Genomic DNA, 4,668 nt, shown 5'->3' on the forward strand with positions numbered 1-4,668 from the left:
CCCGGGCATGGACGGCAACGTCATCGACGTGCAGGTCTTCACTCGCGACGGCATCGAGAAGGACAAGCGCGCCAAGCAGATCGAAGAGACCGAGCTGAAGCGTATCCGCAAGGATCTCGACGACCAGTTCCGTATCCTCGAGGGCGCGATCTACGCTCGTATGCGTTCGCAGCTCGTCGGCAAGTCCGCGATGAGCGGCCCGGGCGGCCTCAAGCGTGGCACCGTCATCGACGACGCCTACCTCGATACGCTCAAGAAAGACGACTGGTTCAAGATCAACGTCAAGGAAGAGGAAGTCTCGGAATTCCTCGAGCGCGCGGCCGACCAGGTCAAGCGTCATCGCGAGGCCTTCGACAAGCGCTTCAAGGAAAAGCAGGGCAAGATCACCCAGGGCGACGACCTCGCACCGGGCGTGCTCAAGATGGTCAAGGTCTACCTGGCCGTTAAGCGCCGCATCCAGCCCGGCGACAAGATGGCCGGCCGTCACGGTAACAAGGGTGTCGTGTCGATGATCGTTCCGGTCGAGGACATGCCGTTCTCCGCCGACGGTCGTCCGGTCGACATCTGCCTGAACCCGCTGGGCGTGCCTTCGCGTATGAACATCGGTCAGATTCTCGAGGTTCACCTGGGCTGGGCCGCCAAGGGCCTGGGCCACAAGATCTCGGCCATGATCGAAGCCAACGAGAAGCCGGCCAAGCTGCGCGAGTTCCTCGACGAGATCTACAACCACGGCAATGCCGGTGCGGAAGGTGCGGTGCGCCACGTCGACCTCAAGTCGATGACGGACGCCGAGATCATCCAGCTCGCCGACAACCTGCGTGACGGCGTGCCGATGGCGACGCCGGTGTTCGACGGTGCCGAAGAGTCCGAGATCAAGCACATGCTGAAGCTCGCCGATCTGCCGGAATCCGGCCAGACGATGCTCTACGACGGCCGTACCGGCGAGGCGTTCGATCGCCCGGTCACCGTGGGCTACATGCACATGCTGAAGCTGAACCACCTCGTCGACGACAAGATGCACGCGCGTTCGACGGGTCCGTACTCGCTCGTTACCCAGCAGCCGCTGGGCGGCAAGGCGCAGTTCGGCGGTCAGCGCTTCGGCGAAATGGAAGTCTGGGCACTGGAAGCATACGGCGCGGCTTACACGCTGCAGGAAATGCTCACCGTCAAGTCCGACGATGTGCAGGGCCGCAACCAGATGTACAAGAACATTGTCGACGGCAACCACGAAATGGCGGCAGGCATGCCGGAATCCTTCAACGTGCTCGTGAAGGAAATCCGCTCGCTCGCCATCGATATYGAGTTGGAAGAGATCAAGTGATCGTCGCGGCTACCGGAGATTACGCATGAAAGACCTGCTCAATCTGTTCAACCAGCAGCGACAGACGCTGGACTTCGACGCGATCAAGATCGCTCTGGCTTCGCCGGAGCTGATCCGTTCGTGGTCGTACGGTGAAGTCAAGAAGCCGGAAACCATCAACTACCGCACGTTCAAGCCTGAGCGTGACGGTCTGTTCTGCGCGSSCATCTTTGGCCCGATCAAGGACTAYGAGTGCCTGTGCGGCAAGTACAAGCGCATGAAGCACCGTGGTGTGGTCTGCGAGAAGTGCGGCACCGAGGTCACCCTGGCCAAGGTCCGTCGCGAGCGCATGGGCCACATCGAGCTGGCCAGCCCGACCGCGCACATCTGGTTCCTGAAGTCGCTGCCTTCGCGCATCGGCCTCATGCTGGATATGACGCTGCGTGACATCGAGCGCATCCTGTACTTCGAAGCGTTCGTCGTGATCGATCCAGGCCTGACCGCGCTCGAGCGCGGCCAGCTGCTCAGCGAAGACCAGTACCTGGAAGCGACCGAAGAGCACGGCGACGAGTTCGATGCCCGCATGGGTGCCGAGGCCGTCTACGAGCTGCTGAAGAGCCTCGACCTGCCGGGCGAAGTCATTCGCCTCAAGGAAGAGATCACGGCGACCAATTCCGAGACCAAGCTGAAGCGCCTCACCAAGCGCGTGAAGCTGATCGAGGCGTTCCTCGAGTCTGGCAACAAGCCGGAATGGATGGTCATGACCGTCCTTCCCGTGCTSCCGCCSGAYCTGCGTCCGCTSGTGCCGCTSGAYGGCGGYCGCTTTGCGACCTCSGACCTCAAYGAYCTSTAYCGYCGCGTCATCAACCGTAACAACCGYCTGAAGCGCCTGCTCGAACTCGCTGCGCCGGACATCATCGTCCGCAACGAGAAGCGCATGCTGCAGGAATCGGTCGAYGCGCTGCTCGACAACGGCCGTCGYGGYCGYGYCATCACCGGCRCSAACAAGCGCSCGCTGAAGTCGCTGKCCGAYATGATCAAGGGCAAGCAGGGYCGCTTCCGYCAGAACCTKCTCGGCAAGCGCGTCGACTAYTCCGGCCGTTCKGTCATCGTGGTCGGCCCGACGCTGCGCCTGCACCAGTGCGGCCTGCCGAAGAAGATGGCGCTCGAGCTGTTCAAGCCCTTCATCTTCGCCAAGCTGCAGGCTCGTGGTGAAGCCACGACCATCAAGGCCGCGAAGAAGCTCGTCGAGCGCGAAGAGGCTCAGGTGTGGGACATCCTGGAAGACGTGATCCGCGARCATCCGGTYMTSCTSAACCGYGCMCCGACSCTGCAYCGCCTGGGYATCCAGGCSTTCGARCCGRTCCTSRTCGAAGGCAAGGCGATCCAGCTGCATCCGCTCGTGTGTACGGCATTCAACGCCGACTTCGACGGTGACCAGATGGCCGTGCACGTGCCGCTGTCGATCGAGGCACAGCTCGAAGCCCGCGCGCTGATGATGTCGTCGAACAACATCCTGTCGCCGGCGAACGGCGAGCCGATCATCGTGCCGTCGCAGGACGTCGTGCTCGGCCTGTACTACATGACCCGCGAACTGATCAACGTCAAGGGCGCCGGCATGGTGTTCGCTAACGTTGCCGAAGTGCGTCGTGCGTACGACAACCGCGCCGTCGAACTGCACGCCAAGGTCAAGGTCCGCATCCACATCACCGAGCAGGACGAAGAGGGTGCAACCTCCTCGCGTACCGCCATCGTCGATACGACGGTTGGCCGTGCCCTGCTGATGGAAATCATCCCGGAGGGCCTGCCGTTCGCGCTGGTCAATACCGAGCTGACCAAGAAGAACATCTCGCGCCTGATCAACCAGAGCTATCGTCTGCTCGGTCTGAAGGAATCGGTCGTGTTCGCCGACAAGCTGATGTACACCGGCTTCCGTTTCGCGACGCGCGCCGGTATCTCCATCGGTATCGACGACATGAAGATTCCGGCTGAGAAGAAGGGCATCCTCGAGGAAGCCGAGAAGGAAGTCGTCGAGATCCAGGAGCAGTACCAGTCGGGTCTCGTGACCGCCGGCGAGCGCTACAACAAGGTCGTCGACATCTGGTCCCGTACCAACGAACTCGTCGCCAAGGCGATGATCGACGGCATCGGCACCGAGAAGGTCATGGACGCCGATGGCAAGCTGGTCAACCAGAAGTCCATGAACTCGCTGTACATCATGGCGGACTCCGGTGCGCGTGGTAGCGCGGCCCAGATTCGTCAGCTGGCGGGTATGCGTGGCCTGATGGCTCGTCCGGACGGCTCCATCATCGAGACGCCCATCAAGGCGAACTTCCGTGAAGGCCTGAACGTCCTGCAGTACTTCAACTCSACCCACGGTGCCCGTAAGGGTCTCGCGGATACGGCGCTGAAGACGGCGAACTCGGGTTACCTCACGCGTCGTCTCGTCGACGTGGCGCAGGACGTGGTCATCACCGAGCACGATTGCGGCACCGAAGACGGCGTCATGATGTCCCCGATCGTCGAAGGCGGTGACGTGGTCGAGCCGTTGCGCGATCGCGTGCTCGGTCGCGTCGTGGTCGAGGACGTCTACGCCCCGGGCGACGACGACCAGGCCATCGTGACCCGCGACACCCTGCTCGACGAATACCTGGTCGACAAGCTCGACAAGGCCAGCGTGCAGCTGATCAAGGTGCGTTCGCCGATCACCTGCCGCGCCAGCCATGGCGTGTGTGCCCTGTGCTACGGCCGCGACCTTGCTCGCGGCCACCTGGTCAATATGGGTGAGGCCGTGGGTGTGGTCGCCGCTCAGTCGATCGGTGAGCCGGGTACCCAGCTGACGATGCGTACGTTCCACATCGGTGGTGCGGCGTCTCGTGCGGCGGCAGTCGACAACGTCACGATCCGTACGACCGGTGCGCTGAAGTTCAACAACCTGAAGTCGGTCGAGCACAACCAGGGTCACCTGGTCGCGGTCTCGCGTTCGGGCGAAGTCAGCGTCATCGACTCGAACGGTCGCGAGCGCGAGCGTTACAAGGTGCCTTATGGCGCCACCATCGCCGTGAAGGATGGCGACCCGGTGAAGTCCGGCCAGACCGTGGCCAACTGGGACCCGCATACCCACCCGATCGTCACGGAAGTGGCGGGCGTGGTGCGCTTCATCGACTTCATCGACGGCATCACCGTGCAGTCGCAGACCGATGAGCTCACCGGCCTCGAGTCGGCGGTGGTTACCGATCCGAAGCGTCGTGGTACGCAGGCCAAGGATCTGCGCCCGATCGTCCGCCTGGAAGACAGCAAGGGCCGTGAGCTCAAGCTGCCGGGTACGGATATCGCGGCCCAGTACTTCCTGCCGGCCGGCGCGATCG

General features: G+C 62.7%; 2 protein-coding genes. Both read left to right on the plus strand.

All coding sequences use genetic code 11. The features are described 5' to 3' along the window. Positions 1 to 1,321 (plus strand): DNA-directed RNA polymerase subunit beta (locus AC1DT2_RS16220; protein WP_477297440.1); only part of this gene is annotated, 1,321 nt, incomplete at its 5' end. Between the two features lie 25 nt (positions 1,322 to 1,346). Next, positions 1,347 to 4,668 (plus strand): DNA-directed RNA polymerase subunit beta' (gene rpoC, locus AC1DT2_RS16225; RefSeq protein ID WP_477297442.1); only part of this gene is annotated, 3,322 nt, incomplete at its 3' end.

The sequence above is a fragment of the Luteibacter sp. P4_E6 genome (assembly GCF_056401535.1).